Consider the following 18,016-nt stretch of genomic DNA (forward strand, 5'->3'; position numbering starts at 1 on the left):
GGGCAACACGTACAATAATGAGCGGAATCTATTTTTCTGTTAAGATTACATTAAAGTAAGTAGAAATGTTGGGCGATATTTCTATATTTAATCAAACGAATCGAAAACAAATCTGCAATGGAAATTTTAGGTAATTTAATTAAAGGAGCAATAAATTTAAAAGATAAATTAACTCCCGAAGTAAATCCTATTGAAGCGCAAGAACAGGTTTTAAAACACTTGCTAGAAACAGCAAAAGACACGCAGTTTGGTAAAGCCTATAAATTTAAGAGCCTTTTAGAAAGTGATACGATTGCTGAAGCGTTTGCAGCTACTATTCCGTATTTTGATTACAACGAGATATCTGAGCAGTGGTGGCGTAAATTGCACAATGGTGAAGAGAATGTGACGTGGCCAGGAACACCGTCGTATTATGCATTAAGCTCTGGAACGACAGGAAATTCAAGTAAACGAATTCCGGTTACCGATGCAATGGTCGATGCTATTCGTCATGCCGGAATACAACAAGTTACCGCTTTAAATAATTTCGATTTGCCTGCCGATTTTTTTAGTAAAGAAGTGATGATGTTAGGGAGTTCTACGAAGCTAGCTGAAAAAGACAATCATTTAGAAGGAGAAATTAGTGGTATTAGCGCGAGTAATATTCCGTTTTGGTTTAAAGGGTATTACAAACCAGGAGAAGATATTGCTAAAATTGACGACTGGGAAACACGGGTTGAAACCATTGCAAAGCGTGCAAAAAGTTGGGATATAGGTGCACTGAGTGGCATTCCATCGTGGATTGAACTAATGATGAAAGAAGTCATTAAGTACCATAAGGTAAAAAATATTCATGAGGTTTGGCCTAATCTACAAGTGTTCACTTCGGGAGGCGTGGCTTTCGGGCCTTATGAAAAGAGTTTTAATGCGCTTTTGGAAAAACCAATTACGGTTATCGATACCTATTTGGCTTCCGAAGGATTTATTGCTTTTCAAAGCCGACCAGAAACAGAGGCGATGCAGTTAGTAACTAATAATGGGGTGTATTTCGAATTTGTTCCGTTCCATCCGGATTATATTAAACCAGACGGATCTATTGTAGAAAACGCACCGAGCGTTACCTTGAAAGACGTTAAATTGGATCAAGACTACGTATTAATAATTAGTACAGTGAGTGGTGCCTGGCGTTATTTAATAGGGGATACCATTGCGTTTACAGATGTAGAACGGGCGGAAATTAAAATTACAGGCCGTACCAAATTCTTTTTAAATACGGTCGGTTCGCAATTATCGGTTAATAAATTAGATGATGCAATCCAGTTTTTAGAAGCAGAGTTCTCGACTACCATTCCAGAATATACCCTATGTGCCAAACGTTTTAATGACGGTTTTTACCATACGTGGTACATAGGCTCTAACGATTTGAAAGCAGATGCGTCCGTTATTGCGAGCGCTTTAGATGCCTTTCTAAAATCGGCTAATAAAAATTATAAAGTAGCTAGAGGGAAAGCTTTAGAGGGGGTTAAAGTGACTGTGATATCGCCCGACGTTTTTCTCAACTGGAGTGGTGCCAATAAAAAGAAAGGCGGTCAAGTAAAAATGGAACGTGTAATGGGTGAAGATAAATTTAAAGACTGGGAAGATTTTGTCGCTCCCTAAAGTGGCTTCTTTGCTGCCTCAGTTTTGTCCTTTTTTTCAATAAGATGCATTATTTCTTCAGGCGACAAATAATATTTAACGATACGTTTTTTATAGTCGTCGTTAATACTAGAGTTATTTAAAATAAAATCTTTTGTTTGCAAAATATAATCGGCCATCCCAGATTGTACGGCGAAGGTGTCGGCTGTGCGTTCGGCTTCAACAATATGTTTATCTAAAAACAAGTATTTAATACCAAACCATAGTAGGTTGAGGTTACTTCGTGTTCTATAGTCCATCACGTGCCCCAATTCGTGACCGATCCACCCAATTAAAATTGGACTGGGTATATCTTTAGTGAAAAAGGTAGCGTCTGAAATTTTAATTGTTTCACTAATTAAAATAACATAACTTCGTTTTTTTTTATTCCTAAAAAAGCTACCTAAGGTAGGCTGTGCCTGCATTGTAGATTTCTTGATATTCTTTTTAAACTTAAATTCTATTCGTGTATTTTCTAGCTCTGGATAATAGGTGAGAGCAGTTTCAATCTCTTCGGCTATAACTTTAGGAATACTACGTTGAGCGTGTATTGGCATATAAATTATGATTGCTGTAAATATTAGTATATATTTCATTTTATGTATTATAATATAAAAGATATCCTTAAATTCAGAAAATATTTAACGTAAATCGCTAACTATTTTAACGTTATAATCACTGCTAAGCACTAGCCATTGGCAAAACCAATACACTACGCTTTCGTTAGTCTTCGGTGTATAATTGCCCACGATGTGGTTTAAGAGCATCGCGAACGGGACGCATTTCGTCATCATTTACCACCATAAAAGCGATGCTATGCCCCTCATTTATCGCATCAAAACCCGTTATATTTAAGCTTAGCTTTTCAAGCGCGATATACTCTTTAAGATGAATTTCATGATGTTCGGCAGTTTTTAGACCATCAGGTCCTTTAAAGTCCCAAATTAGTTTAAGTTTTCTCATTGTTTACAGATAAGCCTTTTTCGGCATAGTTTTTAAAATCGTTGAGGTAAATGGCGGTTTGTTTTTTAAATACTCTAGGCATAAAAACGGTAAGCATTCGCGTGTATAGCGACGTTGGAATGCACTGTGTTTTACACACCCATTTTATTTGGTTTTCTGAAAGCTGGCTAAAATGATTTTTTTGGCGATTGCACATACCTTCCGTATCATAATTTACGAAAATTTCGTACGGTAAATTACTATGCGTAACAGTTTGTATTACAGATATACTATCTTTTCCAAAATTATAATTTTGTTTAATTTTACCCCCTACACGACTAAAATCGCCCGAGAGATGTTCGAAACTAATAAAACCACGTTGCCAATATTTTAAGGCGTTGTAGTCTGTTAGTACTTTAACAAATTCAGGTAACGAAATGTTAATGATAATGGTGTGTGTATACTTCATAAAATGAGATATAAACGGCTAATATATGTGTTTTTTTACAACTGTCGATAAAGTCTCGATTAAGACGTGTTTTAATCGATAAAAGCTACTTTTAATTCTAAATTAGTAACTATCTTGTTACGCTAATTATAATAAGAAAGAAAGTTTAGAGTCCGTTGTAAATCTGTTTGCTTACTAGTCTAATATTCTTATTTTTGCAATTATTAAAACCAAAAGATATAATGAGATTAAAAAACGTCCTTTGCTTTATTTGTTTGTTTTTAGGCTTCGCCTTTAATGGGTTTTCTCAAGATAACGAGAAAGTATTGTTTACCGTAAACGGAACACCTGCTTTTGCTTCAGAATTTGTTAGAGTTTATAATAAAAATCTAGATTTAGTTCAAGACGAATCTCAAAAAAATGTTGCTGTTTATTTAAAGCTCTTCATTCAATATAAGTTAAAATTAGCGGAAGCTAGAAAATTAAAGTTGGACGAAGCAGCAGACTATGTTAAAGAACTTGACGGTTATAAAAAACAATTAGCTAAAAACTTTATTTTCGACACCGAGGTTACTGAAGAATTGGTAAACGAGGCCTATTTCCGATTAAAGAATGAGGTTGCCGCGAACCACATTTTAATAATGCTAGACGCGTCGGCTACGCCACAAGATACGCTGACAGCTTATAACACGTTATTAAACATACGTAACGATATTAAAACGTATGGTTTTAATGCGGTTAAGCAAAAAGTGCATAATGGCAAAACCGTATTTGCCGAAGACTTAGGGTATTTTACAGCTCTAAAAATGGTTTACGAATTTGAGAATATAGCCTATACAACGCCGGTAGGAGAGGTGTCTATGCCTTTTAAAACACGTTTTGGTTATCATATTGTAAACGTTTTGGATAAAAGAAAAACTAAAGGAGAGATTACTGTGGGGCACATTATGATTAAAAATGATGCGTCTAAAGTAAGAGAAATATATAAACGTATCCAGCAAGGCGAAGAATTTGAGTCGTTAGCTAAGCAGTTTTCAGAAGATCCGAGTTCTTCGGATAACGGCGGTAAATTAAAACCGTTTTCTAGCGGCGCGTTGAGTTCTTCTCAGTTTGAAGATGCGGCTTTCAATATAAAAACGGTTGGAGATATTACAGAGCCTATTAAAAGTGAATACGGTTGGCATATTATCAAATTATACGAAAAGAAAGGCATACCGCCGTTAAGTGACTTAAAAAATGAATTGATTAGTAAAATTAAACGCGATTCGCGTTCCCAACTTATTAATGCATCGCGGTTAGAAGGTTTAAAAGCGCGTTACACCATTAATGAAGAAACTGCCGATTTAAGTTATTTCGTGTCGATCCTAACGCCAGATTTTCTAAAAAGAAAATGGGAGCTCCCCTCAGATTTTAAAGCAGAAAAAATGTTCTTAAAAATCGAAGACAAACAGTTTAAAAACAGTGATTTTGGTACGTTTTTAGTCGGTTATCAATATAGAAATCTAACCGAAAAAGACGGACGCAAATGGGTAGAACAAGCTTATAAAACATTCCTTGAATTAGCGCTTTTTAAATACCAAGAAGACCATTTAATTAACGAAAATAAAGAATATACTAATATTATAGGAGAATATAGAGATGGTATTTTATTGTTCAACTTAATGCAAACTGAAATTTGGAATGCCGCTAAAAACGATAGTCTTGGTCTTAAAAATTATTACGATACGCACAAAAACAACTATGTAACGCTTAAAACGGTTAACGCAATAGTGGCGTCTTCAGCTGAAAAGCGCACTATTAAATCGGTAGCGAAAGCCTTAAAAAAAGAGACGTCCGTTACAGCGATTAAAAAAGAGTTAAATACTAAAAACACTATCGCTGTAAGCTTTACAATAGGCGATTTAGAAATCGATCATCAGGCGTTCCCTAAGAAATTAAAAATTGCTCAAGGCGTTTCTAAGGTCTACAAACATAACGATGCTTATGTTGTGGTAAAAATAGAGGGCATTACAGAGGCTAAGCAAAAAAGTTATAAAGAGTCTAAAGGGCAGGTTATTAGCGATTATCAAGCTCAAAAAGAAAAAGAATGGCTTGTAAACTTAGCCAATTCTTATACAATAAAAATAAACGATGACGTTTTAAAGGACGTAAATACACTACTAAAACCCGCAAACAATTAAAAATATAATCTACATATTGCTCGCTACCCTAGTGTCTTCTTGTGCGTATTTTAAACCCAAAGAAGACGATGCTGTGGCAAGGGCTAACGATTCCTATTTATATAGAAGTGATTTGGAAGACGTTTTACCAGAAAATTATAGCAAAGAAGATAGTATTGTTTTGGTTAATAATTACATTAATCAATGGGCAACTCGTAAGTTATTGGTTGGAGGTGCCGAGCTTAACTTAAAAGAAGAAAAGCAAGAAGAATTTGACGAATTAGTCGCACAATACAAAACCGATTTGTACAGTAAAGCCTATCTAGAGGCTTTAGTTTATAAGAGTTTAGACACCGTAGTTAGCACTAAAGAAGCTGCCGCTTATTACGAAGAAAATAAAAGTGTTTTTAAATTAAACGAAGAGTTAATTAAATTTAGATATATAAAGTTAGATCCTAATCGGTTAGATTTAAACAGCGTAGAAACTAAGTTTAAACGCTTTAATAAAAAAGACCGACGCGAACTAGATTCTATTTCTATTCAGCTTAGATCCTTTTCTTTGAACGACTCGGTATGGATTCGTTTAAGTCAAGTGGTTAATAAAATACCGGTGTTAAATCTGGAAAACAAAGACAAACTGTTAAAAAAATCTAATTTTATACAACTCGACGACTCATTAGGATTATATTTGATGCAAATTAACGACGTCCTTTTAAGAAATGATACAGCGCCATTAGAGTATGTAAAACCTACAATACGCCAGATAGTGGTAAATAGAAGGAAATTAGAACTGATAAAACAATTAGAAAAAGACATCACAAAAGATGCTATTAAAAATAAACAATTTGAAATCTACAATTAATTTGAAACATATTATTGCGTTAAGCATCTCTCTTTTTGCTGCAACAGGACTTTTTGCACAAGAAATAATAGAAGATACACCAGAAGAAACGATAGTAAAAGATAGTGTACAGCCATTTAAAGAATCTAAAATAGATGGTGTTGCCGCGGTAGTTGGCGAGTTTATCGTCTTAGATTCTGATATTGATAAAACCGAATTGCAAATTAAAGCACAGGGCGGTGACCCTTCAAACTTTACCAGATGTGAACTCTTTGGGAAGCTTTTAGAAGATAAATTATACGCACATCATGCTATTCAAGATAGTATTGTGGTGAGCGATGCCGAAATAAGATCTGTAGTAAGCCAGCAAGTTGAGCAGTTTAAGATTCAGTTTAAGGGAGATTTATCAGAAGTCTTAGATTTTTATAAAAAGGATACAGAAAAAGCGTTAAAAGATGAAATGTTCGAAATTAATAAGGCGAACAAGTTAGCTTCAGAAATGCAAAAGAAAATTATTAATGAAGTTGAAATAACGCCCGAAGAAGTGCGCGTATTTTTCAACAATATACCCGTCGATGAGCGCCCTGTATTTGGTACAGAACTTAAAGTGGCACAAATTGTCGTAGAGCCTGTAGTCGCGCCAGAAAGTGTACAACGAGCTATCGATCGTCTTAAAGAATTTAAAACAGACGTTGAAGAAAATGGAGCTAACTTCAGATCTAAAGTTGTTTTATATACAGACGATTTAGCATCCAAAGCAAAAGGAGGATTGTACACGTTAAACCGTAACAAGCCACAAATGGTAAAGGAATTTAGAGAAGTAGCATTTTCGTTACAAGAAGGACAAATTTCAGACCCTTTCAAATCGGAGTTTGGTTACCACATTGTTTTATTAGAAAAAATTAGAGGTCAGGAGTACGATGTACGCCATATTTTATTAATTCCAGAAGTGTCCTCGGAAGCAGTAAAAGCAGCAAAAGATAAGCTTGAAAATATTCGTGAAAACATTATTAATGGAAATATTACCTTCGCCGACGCCGCTAAAGACTCTAGTGACGAAATTAAGACAAAGTTTCAAGGCGGACAGTTAATTAATCCGCAAACGCAAGATTATAATTTCGAATTAACGAAAATGGATCCTGAATTGTATGGCCAACTTCAAGCGTTAGAAAATAACGAGATATCTAAAGTAATTACCGATCAAGACAGAACTGGAGATGTAAAGTTTAAGATAATTACGGTAACCGATAGAATAGACGAACACGAAGCGAATTACGCTCGCGATTACTTGAAAATTAAAGAACTAGCGTTAAACGAAAAACGCTTAAACGTTATCGATAAATGGCAGCAAGAAAAAATAATGGACACTTATATTAAAATAAGTGATAGTCATAAAGATTGCGAATTTAATAGTAACTGGTTAAAAAAATAGTAGAGTTTAAAGTATGTCAGACGTAGCAGCAATTAATCAACTAGTAAAAAAATATACCGATTTAAAGCAGGAAATTGCCAAAGTTATTGTTGGGCAAGATGCTGTAGTCGATCAAATATTAATCTCTATTTTCTCTGGAGGTCACGCGTTATTAATTGGAGTGCCCGGTTTGGCAAAAACGTTAATGGTAAACACGATTGCCAAAGCTTTAGGGTTAGATTTTAAACGCATACAATTCACACCTGATTTAATGCCTAGTGATATATTAGGGAGTGAAATTTTGGACGAAAATAGAACCTTTAAATTCTTAAAAGGACCAATATTTTCTAACATTATTCTTGCTGATGAAATTAACCGTACACCTCCTAAAACACAAGCAGCTTTATTAGAGGCAATGCAAGAGCGTTCGGTAACAGTTGCTGGACATCATTATAAATTAGATTTACCTTATTTTGTGTTGGCAACGCAAAACCCAATCGAACAAGAAGGCACCTACCCGTTACCAGAAGCACAATTGGACCGTTTTATGTTTGCCATACATTTAGATTACCCGTCGTTTCAAGAAGAAGTAGATGTGGTAAAAGCGACAACTTCTAATGTGAAATCAAGCGTTAATGCGCTGTTTACTGCTCAAGAGATTGTAGATTTTCAAGACCTTATCCGAAGAATACCAGTAGCAGATAATGTTATCGAATATGCCGTTTCTATGGTGGCTAAAACGCGACCTAATAAAGATACGGCTGGCGAATTAGTAAAAAAATATATCGATTGGGGAGCAGGACCAAGAGCTTCTCAAAACTTAATACTAGCTGCGAAAACGCACGCGGTGATACAAGGGAAATTTTCTCCAGATATAGAAAACGTGCAAGCCGTAGCCTTTAGTGTTTTAAGACACCGAATTATAAAAAACTACAAAGCTGAGGCTGAAGGAGTCACTGAAGAACAGATTATTACGAGTTTGTTTTAAGGAACTATCTTACGATACAGAATCTCTCTCTGAAGTGTTATTCTTAATTTTTTCGCTTCCACATAAAAAATGAGCAGTAGAAATAACAGAAATTAAAGTATTAAAACAGAGCCTAGTTTAAAATGATTCTGCATAAAAAATAGAGGTTTTACACAAGGTAATTTGTTAAATTATAATTATTTTGATCATTATCTTGTTTTTTTGCTAATTAAAAGTAGTAGATTGGGGGAAATAATGAATTATGTTTAAGCTTTCCTCGTTTTTATTAAATACTTTCTAAATACTTTTAATTTTCGTAAATTTGCGAGACTTAAAATGATTATTAAATATAACTATAAAATTATACTCTATGGCATTCGATATTGATATGATAAAAGAGGTTTACAACCAAATGGCTGAGCGTGTAGATGCTGCGCGTGACGTTGTTGGTAAACCATTAACACTTTCTGAAAAAATATTATACAACCACCTTTGGGATGGTAAAGCGACAAAAGCGTTTACTCGAGGTAAAGATTATGTAAATTTTGCTCCAGATCGTATTGCATGTCAAGATGCAACTGCACAAATGGCTTTATTGCAATTTATGCAAGCTGGTAAAACGCAAGTAGCAGTGCCAACAACGGTACATTGTGATCACTTAATTCAAGCAAAACAAGGCGCTGAAATAGATTTAAAACGTGCTAACGATGTAAGTAGCGAAGTGTTTGATTTCTTAGCTTCAGTATCTAATAAATACGGTATTGGTTTCTGGAAACCAGGAGCAGGAATTATTCACCAAGTAGTTTTAGAAAACTATGCCTTCCCTGGAGGAATGATGATTGGTACTGATTCTCACACTGTAAATGCAGGTGGTTTAGGAATGGTCGCTATTGGAGTGGGAGGAGCAGATGCTGTAGATGTTATGGCTGGTATGGCTTGGGAGCTTAAATTCCCAAAACTTATTGGTGTTAAATTAACAGGAAAATTAAACGGATGGACCTCGTCGAAAGATGTTATCCTTAAAGTAGCGGGTATCCTTACTGTAAAAGGAGGAACTGGTGCTATAGTTGAATATTTTGGCGAAGGTGCTAACAACTTATCGTGTACAGGAAAAGGAACGATTTGTAATATGGGTGCCGAAATTGGAGCAACAACTTCAACGTTTGGTTACGACGATTCTATGGAGCGTTATTTACGTGCTACCGATAGAAGCGATATTGCAGATGAAGCTAATAAAATTAGAGAATACTTGACAGGGGATGCTGAAGTATATGCAAATCCAGAAAAACATTTTGATCAAGTTATCGAAATCAATTTAGATACTTTACGTCCGCATTTAAACGGACCATTTACTCCAGATTTAGCTACACCTGTAGGAGAATTAGGACCTAAAGCTAAAGAAAACGGATGGCCACTAAAAGTAGATTGGGGATTAATTGGTTCTTGTACAAACTCGTCTTACGAAGATTTAACACGTGCTGCCTCTATCGCTAAGCAAGCTGTAGATAAAAACATTAAAGCAAAATCAGATTTCGGAATCAATCCAGGATCAGAACAAATACGTTTTACAGCAGAAAGAGATGGTATCTTAAAAGTATTTGAAGACTTAGATGCAACTATATTCACTAACGCTTGTGGCCCTTGTATTGGACAATGGGATAGAAGTGATAAAAAAGGTGATGAGAAAAATACAATTGTACACTCTTTTAATAGAAACTTCTCTAAGCGTGCGGACGGAAACCCGAACACACATGCCTTTGTAGGATCTCCAGAAATGGTTGCTGCTATCGCCATTTCAGGTCGTTTAGATTTCGACCCAATGAACGATACATTAATCAATGAAAATGGTGAAGAAGTGAAATTAGATGAGCCTAAAGGTATAGAATTACCGCCATTAGGATTTGATGTTATAGAAACGGGTTACGTAGAGCCTCTTAAAGATGGAACTGGAGTAAATATTGTGGTAAGTCCAACATCAGAGCGTTTACAATTATTAACACCATTCGAGCCTATCGGTACCGAAATTAAAGGTGCTAAACTATTAATTAAAGCTTTCGGAAAATGTACTACCGACCATATTTCTATGGCTGGACCTTGGTTGCGTTATAGAGGGCATTTAGATAATATTTCTAACAACTGTTTAATTGGAGCGGTTAATGCGTTTGGTAAGAAAACAAACTTCATTAAAAACCAATTAACAGGAGAATTTGGTGGTGTACCAGATGTTGCCCGCGAATACAAAGCAGCAGGAATTAAAACATTAGTAGTAGGAGATCATAACTACGGTGAAGGTTCTTCTAGAGAGCACGCAGCAATGGAGCCAAGACACCTAGGTGTTGCCGCTGTAATAGTAAAGTCTTTTGCTAGAATTCACGAAACAAACCTTAAAAAGCAAGGTATGTTAGGTTTAACTTTTGCTATTGAAGCAGATTATGATTTAATCTTAGAGGACGACACCTTTAACTTCTTAGATTTAAACGAATTTGCACCAGACAAGACGTTAACTATTGAGTTAGTGCACGCAGATGGTAGTAAAGACACTATTAAAGTAAACCATACATATAACCAAGCACAAATAGACTGGTATAAAGAAGGTTCGGCTTTAAACTTAATCAAAAAGCAAAACGTTTCTTAATTCGTTAAGAACGTCACATTATAAAAACTCCTGAATATGCTTCAGGAGTTTTTTTTTATCTCATTTTTAAATTCATTAATTTTATCACATAAAAGGATCTAGAACAGATTCATTTTTTATCTTTAGAATATGAAAAAAAGCACATTTTCGATTAAAAATATTATTTACCTAGTTATTATTGTAGCGCTTATCGTTCCGCAATCGCGTAAACAGATACAGATTGTTTTAAATAAAGGGAAAGCGTTATTTGGACCGAGTATTAAGGCGACGGAAGATGCTGAACAAATAAGTAGTTATAACTGGGATTTGCAACGCTTAGATGGAGAAACCTTCGATTTTAAGACAACAAAAAACAAAGTAGTTTTAGTGAATTTGTGGGCAACGTGGTGCCCTCCTTGTATTGCCGAAATGCCTTCAATTCAAGAATTACATGACGATTACAGAGATAAAATAGATTTTGTCTTAGTCTCCAATGAAAACAAGGACATAATCTCTAAGTTTTTAAATAATAATGCGTTTACATTTCCTGTGTATTCCGCGATTAGCAAAAGTCCTGAAACATTTAGCGGTCGTAGTATTCCACGTACATTTTTAATAGATAGACAAGGTAATATTATTATTGATGAGACTGGCGCCGCGAATTGGAATAGCGATAAAGTCCGCGCAAAAATAGACGAATTATTAGTGTTATAGTGTTTTAAAAAAGGCTTTAATGAAAGCGATTGAAAACAATGATTTCATAACTTTAAACTCCTCTTTAAAAGACGATTCTTCATCTAAAAACTGAAACATTGTTTGCACGGGATTTTTAGCGTAGAATTGTTCGAAAATCCATTCGCCCATTTCGTTGTTATCTTGAAGTACTTTTAGAAAAACTTTGTCGTAAAAACCATATTTTTCCTGAAACAAGTGTGCCGAAGGTAAACGGTTTGCTTTTAGATTTACAATAATCTGGTGTACTTTCTTCTCTGTGTGCTTAAAGGAATATCCTGTCGACCCTTTTACCCATCCGCCAGCGGTACCAATTTTCGTAACGTTTGAGGTAGAGTAGGACTTAAATGGGAAATTCGTCATAGGTATAATGCCTTTTTCAACTTCGGTGACTGTATAGTTATTAATATTTAAAATTTCAGAAATGTATCTTTTTAAAAAAATATCGTAGACATTATCGGCAACAAGTTCTGGAGTGAAATAGGTAAACTCTATTAGTGCTTTCTTTGGTGTAATGGGCAGAACATAGGTAAAGGTTGTTTGGTTGTTATGTTTTATTCTATAATCCATCATCGTAAACGCTTTGGTATCGAAAACAGCCGTTTCTGTTTCTATCGTCCACCCTTTAAAATGCTGAGCAATGGATATATAGCTGTCTTTCTGCGCTTTAAAATCTGGTGTAATTCTACTATCGAAAACGTGTGTTGCGGTGTAATTAGCTTCAGAAGTTATTACTGTAATTTTAGACTGCTCTTCAACAGAAATCACTGCTTCCAAAATACTGTGAATATTTTCGTTTTTAGAGAGAACGCGTCGTGCATCATTATAAAAATGAATGGACTCTAGCATTTTATAGGTGTATGGTTCTAAGTGTAATTTTAAGGCTTTATTAGAGGAAAAAAAATGAGCAGTTTTCCATGATTTGGTAATTAGATGGTCCCATTTACCAACACCTTTTTCCCAATAACACCACGTTTTGTCGTTCGTTGTTTTAGGATTTTTATCGATTATGGCGATCTGTTTGTTTTTAAAATACGGATCGTTAGAAAGTGCTAAAGCAAGTTGGAAACCGGCTAAACCATTGCCGACAATAATATAATCGAAGTGGTTAGTAACCATAATATGAACTATAATTAGCGTTTGAAGTACTTGAAGGGTACGATAAGCATTCCGAAGCATTCGCCCTCTTCTTTTCCAATATGTTTGTGATGCATTTTATGAGCACGTCGTACGCCTTTAGCGTACCAGTTGTTAGCGTTTCTAAAAATTTTAAACCGTTGATGAATAAAGATGTCATGAACTAAAAAATAAGCAGCGCCGTAAGACATAATGCCTAAGCCTACAGGTAAGCCATACCATACACCTTCATAACTCCATAAATAAAAGCAGGTCATACTTACTACGGCATAAAAGATAAAGAAAACGTCGTTGCGCTCGAACCAGCTGCCGTGGTCTTTTCTATGGTGGTCTCTGTGTAAATTCCATAAAAAACCGTGCATAATATATTTATGCGTAAACCACGCATTAAACTCCATTATACCAAAAGTTCCTAAAAATATAAGTATCCAATATAGTGTTTGCATTACAATAATTTAAGTTGATATTTTACATAGCTTCGGGTAAGAAGCTCAAATTTTTTATAGTTGGGTACACGAATTCGTGTGTTTTTAATCTCTAAAGCAGGTGTCTTCTTTAATTTTTTAAGCAATTGATTATAATATCTATAGGCCATAAAAACACCAAATTTGGCTTCAATCGGTAATAACTTAATTCCGGCTAGGCCTAACTCGAAGTCTTTTTCAATGTCTTTAATAATAATTTGTTTGGCTTCTTCATCTAGATTATTTAAATCTGTATTTGGAAAATATGAGCGTTCTAAATCATGGAAATCGGCTTTTAAATCTCTTAAAAAGTTTACTTTCTGAAACGCAGAGCCCAAAGACATAGCGCCACTTTTTAAGGCGTTATATTTATCGTCATCCCCTTTTACAAATACTTTAAGACACATTAGACCCACAACATCAGCCGAGCCGTAAATATAGTTCTTAAATTCGTTTACGGTTAAGTATTCTGATTTATATAAGTCTAACCGCATACTTTCCATAAAGGAATTTACCATATGCTTTTCAATATTATATTTATGATACGTATGCTGAAAAGCATTGAGAATAGGATTTAAACTTATTTTATGAGTTAAAGCGTATTCGAGTTCTTTTTCAAAATTCGTAAATAGCTCTTTTTTATCGTAATCATGAAAAGAATCTACAATTTCGTCTGCGAAACGTACAAAACCATAAATATTGTAAATATCCTGACGTATCGTGTGCGATAGCATTTTTGTGGCCATAGAAAACGAAGTGCTGTAAGATTGCGTAACTATTTTACTACAATTATAGGAAACCGAATCAAATAAAGTTTTCATTAATTTTTATGGTGTTTGTTAATTAAATCTGCTACCAATTTTCCCGAAATAAGTGCCGGAGGTACTCCCGGTCCAGGCACGGTTAATTGTCCTGTAAAATAAAGATTACTTAGTTTTTTACTTTTTAGATTTGGTCTTAAAAAAGCAGTTTGCAATAACGTATTTGCCATTCCATAAGCGTTTCCTTTGTAAGAATTGTAATCTTTTATAAAATCATTAACACAAAAGGACTCTTTAAAGATAATTGATTTTCTTACATCTTGCGAGGTTAAATTTTCAAATCTTGTCATTATTTTATCAAAATAAGTAGCTCTTAAGGCTTCAGTGTCTTCCAGACCCGGTGCTAATGGTATTAAAAAGAACCCCGCTTCTTTGCCTGCAGGTGCGGCGCTATCATCGGTAATACTGGGGAAATTCGCATAAAATAAAGGGTTGTCTGGCCATTTAGGTTCATCGTAAATATCTTTTGCATGCGCTTCGAAATCAACATCAAAAAATAGAGTATGGTGATTTACATTTTTAATTTTTTTATCAAAACCGATATAAAATAGCAATGAGGAGGGCGCAAATGTTTTACCTTCCCAATACGACTCTGAGTATTGACGATACTGTGGTTCTAATAGTGTTTCCGTATGATGATAATCAGCGCCACTCAAAACAATATCTGATGGGTATGTCATTCCTTTTGAAACAATAGCTTCAGTTTTACCGTTACTAACTATAATTTTATCGATAGGTTTTTCGGTTTCTATAATTACACCTAAGGATTTTGCTAAGGATTCCATAGCTAAAATAACTTGATACATTCCCTTTTTAGGATGAAAGGTGCCAATTCCGAAGTCGGCATAATTCATAAAACTATAAAACGAAGGGGTATTGCCAGGTTTGGCACCCAAAAATAGAACAGGAAATTCTAAAATCATCGCTAAACGATTGTTTTTAAACTCTTTTCTTACATCCTTTTTTATTGTGCCAAAAAATTGATTGATTTTTTTGATAGTTACTGGTGTTACCAATTCTAAAGGAGACAATCCAGGTCTATATACCAAATCTTTAATAGCAACATTATAGTTGTCTTGTGCATTCGCAATAAACTTTACTAACTTTTTTGAGCTGCCAGGCTCTTCAGCTTCAAAAGCTTTGTATATTTTCTCTAAGGTGTCTTCTATCGTAATAAAATCGTCCTTGCCAAAGTAAACACTGTAAGCTGGGTTTAACTTTTCTAGTGAATAATAGGCTTCTGGGGTTGTGTTAAAATCGGCGAAAAAGCGCTCGAAAACATCTGGCATCCAATACCAACTGGGTCCAATATCGAAAGTAAAACCCTCTCTTTTAAATTGTCTAGCCCGCCCTCCAATAGTTTCGTTTTTTTCAAAAATGGTAACATTATGTCCGCTTTTTGCAAGATAGCAAGCCGCAGATAAGGCAGCAAAACCAGAACCTATTATAGAAATTTTTTTAGTCATAATTAGTAAATGTTTACACTTGTGGCGTTAATACGTTAACAACGTCTTTTGTAGAGTTGTGCAATGATATTTGATCGTTTAATGTATCAATTTCCACATATTGGGTAAGAAACCCGAAAGCTATTAGCTTATTGTTTGTATTGTTTAAAAGGGATTGGTAAAAGTTTTTAAGGTAATCATTAATTTTAAATTTATCCGGACTAACGGTAAATGATGAAATAAATGTAATATTATTAAAGTGTGTTAAAAGATGCTCTAAACTTGCAATGGGAACACTTTGACCTAAATAGACGCTGTGGCAGCCTTTTTCAGCGAGTTTATAATTGATAAAAAGCAAACCTAATTCGTGAACTTCGTTTTCTGGTAAAAATAAAACGTATGTAGTTTTACTTTCTTTAGCCAGCGAATGATTTATTCTTTTATCTGTGTTTAAAAGAATTTTCTGTTTGATTAATTCTACGATAAAATGTTCGTGCGCAGGTGTTATAGAATCGGTTTGCCAAAGGAAACCAATGTCGCTAAGCAAGGGGGTAAAGACCTCCAAAAAGATAAAGTCTAAATTATGCTCTTTGATTAACTCGTTATAGGTAGACGCAAATAAATGGTGGTCGAAATTTAACATAGACATTTTAAATTTATCTACACTGTAACGATTACGATCTTTTTTTAAAGCTATTTCTTTTACGAGATTGGAAATTTCTGCGGTGTTTAAATCTGCTATTTTAGATACTTTATAGCCGTTTCTGTTTAAATATGAGATATTTAGAACCTTTTGAAGACTTTTTAGGTCGTAATATCTGATATTTGTTTCAGTACGCTTTGGCTCAAATAAGGCGTATCTTTTTTCCCATATTCTAATGGTATGCGCTTTAATGCCTGATAGATTTTCTAAATCTTTTATGCTAAATTGAGTCTTAATATTGTTCATTGTTTAGCAAAAATAGTTAAACAAAATTAAATAAGCGCTATTTTTTAATTTTAAAAACTAAATAGGGGAGAAGTATTAGATCATTTTTAAAAATTGTTTGTAGATGTTGATTTGGTCTGCATTTTAAACAGCCAAAATAGAATATTTAATTATTGTCTTTACTACCGATTGAAATCTTCGTTAGTCCTGAGCATAAAATAAAACTATCAATTAGTAGAATTAGTAATTATTTACTGTTTCATTCTTATAAGTCATCTCTAGACTGCGCTCGTTGGGATCAATTTAATACTTTTTAAATCTGTATAGAATTTTGCGCTTTAATTTAACGCAAAGATCAACACATAGAGGAGGCTAAACACAGTATTTAGGAATGATCCATAAAACGTTACGTTGAGTATAAAGCAAAAAAAAAGTTAAGCGATGCTTAACTTTTTTTAGTGACCTGGCTGGGGCTCGAACCCAGGACCCTCTCCTTAAAAGGGAGATGCTCTACCAACTGAGCTACCAGGTCATTTTGTTTTTATCAATAATAACCTATGTTATTGAGGGTGCAAAGATAGTATCTTTTATTAATATATAGCACCTATAATTTAATAAATATTCAAAAAAAACACAACTTACATCATAACAACTATTTACAAATAATAATAAAATAGGGTTAACCAATTTGAGGATATTAATTTAGCTTAAAATTGTGTTTTCGGGAAATTGATTAACCTTAATTGGAAACAAAAGCGATTAAAATACAAGTCGATGTATAAAAGCAGAAGCTAAAATGTTACGGTGTTTAAGTACTTCTATATTTTATTATAGAATAAATGATCATACGATTTTGTTTTAGTGTACGCATTAGTATTTTGGCAATCTATTACACGCCACTTTTAAAGGATGCTTCTTTATAAGGAAATTTAGGGTAATTTATAAAGTTTACGGTTACAGAAGGTTCTTTATTATATAAATACACGATATCGCATAAAGTTACTTTCGCACTTAAAAAATAGGCTTTAGTTCCTTTCAGTATTAGTTGCGCATGCGTTACTATGCTTTTTAGCTCATTTAAGCTCCAGCGCCTACTAAAATACCCTTTATTTAATCCTATTGTTAACTCTGCATTTAAGGTTGGCACAACGACGGATCAAACGTAAAACTTGGGGAGAAACTTTATCTTTGACAAAAACAGATTAGATCTTGGATATAAAATTAGCACAGTATTTGTTACCGGAAGGCGTTATGGATTATTTTGAAATTGTAGACCATAAATCATCAGAAGGTAATGTTCATTTTTACCTAGAAGAAAAGAACTTGCTGCCCAAGGAGTACCAATCAGAATTAGCGCAATCCAAAGGCTTCTTGCCTGAGATAACCGTTGAAGATTTCCCTTTAAGAGGCAAATCGGTACTGCTCCATATAAAGCGTAGACGATGGACTCT

At 34.4% G+C, this 18,016-nt stretch carries 17 protein-coding genes and 1 tRNA gene; 8 read left to right on the forward strand and 10 right to left on the reverse strand.

Annotation, left to right across the window (positions count from 1 at the left end):
• The first annotated feature begins 117 nt into the window (after positions 1-117).
• Positions 118-1,638 carry a GH3 family domain-containing protein gene (locus ES677_RS12475; protein ID WP_148381421.1) on the forward strand — a complete coding sequence of 507 codons (1,521 nt, stop codon included), beginning with the start codon at positions 118-120 and terminating at the stop codon, positions 1,636-1,638.
• Here the strand turns inward: ES677_RS12475 and ES677_RS12480 are convergent.
• The 3 genes from ES677_RS12480 to ES677_RS12490 all read right to left on the reverse strand — a co-directional run bounded on the left by ES677_RS12480 (position 1,635) and on the right by ES677_RS12490 (position 3,067).
• The gene (locus tag ES677_RS12480; protein ID WP_246124533.1) at positions 1,635-2,252 is read right to left on the reverse strand and encodes a hypothetical protein; all 618 of its coding nucleotides are present in this window, start codon (positions 2,250-2,252) and stop codon (positions 1,635-1,637) included. The genes ES677_RS12475 and ES677_RS12480 overlap by 4 nt on opposite strands.
• 127 nt (positions 2,253-2,379) lie before the next feature.
• A complete protein-coding gene (locus ES677_RS12485) occupies positions 2,380-2,619 on the reverse strand; it encodes a hypothetical protein (protein ID WP_148367995.1) in 240 nt (79 codons plus the stop codon).
• A complete protein-coding gene (locus tag ES677_RS12490; RefSeq protein ID WP_148367994.1) occupies positions 2,606-3,067 on the reverse strand; it encodes an SRPBCC family protein in 462 nt (153 codons plus the stop codon). The genes ES677_RS12485 and ES677_RS12490 overlap by 14 nt, the downstream gene beginning before the upstream one ends.
• A gap of 221 nt (positions 3,068-3,288) precedes the next feature.
• Here ES677_RS12490 and ES677_RS12495 point away from each other — a divergent pair, with 221 nt between their 5' ends.
• From ES677_RS12495 to ES677_RS12520, 6 genes are all read left to right on the forward strand, one after another.
• Entirely contained in the window at positions 3,289-5,226 is a 1,938-nt protein-coding gene (locus ES677_RS12495; RefSeq protein WP_148381422.1) for a peptidylprolyl isomerase, read from the forward strand.
• A 16-nt stretch (positions 5,227-5,242) separates the two neighbouring features.
• Positions 5,243-6,067: a peptidyl-prolyl cis-trans isomerase gene (locus ES677_RS12500; RefSeq protein WP_246124535.1), complete on the forward strand. Its 825-nt coding sequence runs from the start codon at positions 5,243-5,245 to the stop codon at positions 6,065-6,067.
• Positions 6,030-7,478 carry a peptidylprolyl isomerase gene (locus ES677_RS12505; RefSeq protein WP_148367991.1) on the forward strand — a complete coding sequence of 483 codons (1,449 nt, stop codon included), beginning with the start codon at positions 6,030-6,032 and terminating at the stop codon, positions 7,476-7,478. The genes ES677_RS12500 and ES677_RS12505 overlap by 38 nt, the downstream gene beginning before the upstream one ends.
• Positions 7,479-7,491: 13 nt before the next feature.
• Positions 7,492-8,445 carry an AAA family ATPase gene (locus tag ES677_RS12510; RefSeq protein ID WP_148381423.1) on the forward strand — a complete coding sequence of 318 codons (954 nt, stop codon included), beginning with the start codon at positions 7,492-7,494 and terminating at the stop codon, positions 8,443-8,445.
• Between the two features lie 349 nt (positions 8,446-8,794).
• A complete protein-coding gene (locus tag ES677_RS12515) occupies positions 8,795-11,059 on the forward strand; it encodes an aconitate hydratase (protein WP_148381424.1) in 2,265 nt (754 codons plus the stop codon).
• 129 nt (positions 11,060-11,188) lie between these two features.
• Positions 11,189-11,752: a TlpA family protein disulfide reductase gene (locus tag ES677_RS12520; protein WP_148381425.1), complete on the forward strand. Its 564-nt coding sequence runs from the start codon at positions 11,189-11,191 to the stop codon at positions 11,750-11,752.
• Here ES677_RS12520 and ES677_RS12525 read toward each other — a convergent pair.
• From ES677_RS12525 to ES677_RS12555, 7 genes are all read right to left on the reverse strand, one after another.
• Entirely contained in the window at positions 11,747-12,949 is a 1,203-nt protein-coding gene (locus ES677_RS12525) for a lycopene cyclase family protein (RefSeq protein ID WP_246124537.1), read from the reverse strand. The genes ES677_RS12520 and ES677_RS12525 overlap by 6 nt on opposite strands.
• Positions 12,904-13,353 (reverse strand): sterol desaturase family protein, encoded by a 450-nt coding sequence (locus ES677_RS12530; protein ID WP_148367986.1) that lies wholly within the window; start codon positions 13,351-13,353, stop codon positions 12,904-12,906. Before ES677_RS12530 ends, ES677_RS12525 begins: the two co-directional genes overlap by 46 nt.
• Positions 13,353-14,192: a phytoene/squalene synthase family protein gene (locus ES677_RS12535; protein ID WP_148367985.1), complete on the reverse strand. Its 840-nt coding sequence runs from the start codon at positions 14,190-14,192 to the stop codon at positions 13,353-13,355. The genes ES677_RS12530 and ES677_RS12535 overlap by 1 nt, the downstream gene beginning before the upstream one ends.
• A complete protein-coding gene (locus ES677_RS12540; protein ID WP_148367984.1) occupies positions 14,192-15,658 on the reverse strand; it encodes a phytoene desaturase family protein in 1,467 nt (488 codons plus the stop codon). Before ES677_RS12540 ends, ES677_RS12535 begins: the two co-directional genes overlap by 1 nt.
• 13 nt (positions 15,659-15,671) lie before the next feature.
• Positions 15,672-16,586, reverse strand: a complete 915-nt coding sequence (locus tag ES677_RS12545) for a MerR family transcriptional regulator (RefSeq protein WP_148367983.1) — start codon at positions 16,584-16,586, stop codon at positions 15,672-15,674.
• Positions 16,587-17,024: 438 nt separating this feature from the next.
• Positions 17,025-17,097 (reverse strand) — tRNA-Lys (locus ES677_RS12550).
• 357 nt (positions 17,098-17,454) lie between these two features.
• Positions 17,455-17,712: a hypothetical protein gene (locus ES677_RS12555; RefSeq protein WP_148381427.1), complete on the reverse strand. Its 258-nt coding sequence runs from the start codon at positions 17,710-17,712 to the stop codon at positions 17,455-17,457.
• A gap of 62 nt (positions 17,713-17,774) precedes the next feature.
• On the opposite strand from ES677_RS12555, the gene ES677_RS12560 reads away from it, so the two are divergent.
• Positions 17,775-18,016 (forward strand): ISAon1 family transposase N-terminal region protein (locus ES677_RS12560; RefSeq protein WP_148381428.1); only part of this gene is annotated, 242 nt, incomplete at its 3' end.

Source organism: Bizionia gelidisalsuginis (assembly GCF_008086185.1).
Taxonomy (GTDB): domain Bacteria; phylum Bacteroidota; class Bacteroidia; order Flavobacteriales; family Flavobacteriaceae; genus Bizionia; species Bizionia saleffrena.